This is a genomic window from Moorena sp. SIO4E2, from assembly GCF_010671945.1.
Lineage (GTDB): Bacteria > Cyanobacteriota > Cyanobacteriia > Cyanobacteriales > Coleofasciculaceae > Moorena > Moorena producens.
Map to the genome: position 1 here is coordinate 1 of NZ_JAAHIE010001413.1, position 1,062 is coordinate 1,062.

The following is a 1,062-nucleotide window of genomic DNA, read 5'->3' on the forward strand; positions in this document are numbered from 1 at the left end:
GTTGATTCATCAAGTCCAGTCATGGATTGTCATGATTCTGTCTCTCGCATTGCTTTTGTAGACAGCCCAGAAGAAGCGGAAGGATGTATCGAAAAGGCCGATATATTACTGTTTGATCATTCCTGGTATTCTGAAATAACTACTCAACCAGAAACCTACAAATCTAAAGCATAAATTGGATTTTTTATTCATGTTATCGACGACGAGACCTTACAAACTGCTTGTAAGATAGCTAGACAGGAAAAATGGGCTGTCATCTATTTTAAAGACCCCACAAAAATTCCTCTGGAGATTGTTTTAGCATCAGCAGACAACACGGATGGCAAAATAATTACCATTGTCAAAGATATTCAGGAAGCAGAAATTGTCCTGGGGGTCTTAGAAAAAGGGTCACATGGGGTCATGCTAACCCCTAACGGGATTATCGATGCCAGAGAGCTTGGGCAACTGTGTCGTAAGGCAAACAATTTGGAAGTTTCACTGGAAGAACTTGAAGTGACAAAAATTTCCCATATTGGAATGGGAGAAAGGGCTTGTGTAGATACTTGTTCTAACTTTGCCAAAGATGAAGGTTTGCTAATTGGTTCTTATTCCCAAGGAATGATTTTAGTTAGCAGCGAGACCCATCCACTCCCCTACATGCCAACTCGTCCTTTCCGAGTTAATGCTGGTGCTATACATTCTTATTTAGTGTCTAGTGTTAGTCAAACTAATTATCTTAGTGAGCTGAGTTCAGGACACAAGGTGTTAGGGGTAAATTGTGATGGCAAGGCACGAGAAATAGTTGTAGGCAGGATGAAGATAGAAGTTCGTCCCCTACTCAGTATAGATGCAGTGTCTCAATCTGGAATTCCGGTAAACGTGATTGTCCAAGACGATTGGCATGTAAGAGTTCTTGGACCTGGTGGTAAAGTCCTGAATGTCACAGAATTAAAGCCTGGAGATAAGCTGCTTGGTCATACTGCGCCCAGTGGACGCCATGTTGGGCTTCCAGTTAAAGAGTCTTGTCTGGAAAAGTAAATAATATCATGTCCGGGAGTATCGATTACCAAAGAAACAACG

General features: G+C 41.6%; 1 protein-coding gene. It reads left to right on the plus strand.

Annotated features, from left to right (window positions below):
* Positions 1–186 precede the first annotated feature (186 nt).
* Entirely contained in the window at positions 187–1,020 is an 834-nt protein-coding gene (locus F6K37_RS44090; protein WP_287257441.1) for a 3-dehydroquinate synthase II family protein, read from the plus strand.
* Positions 1,021–1,062 lie beyond the last annotated feature (42 nt).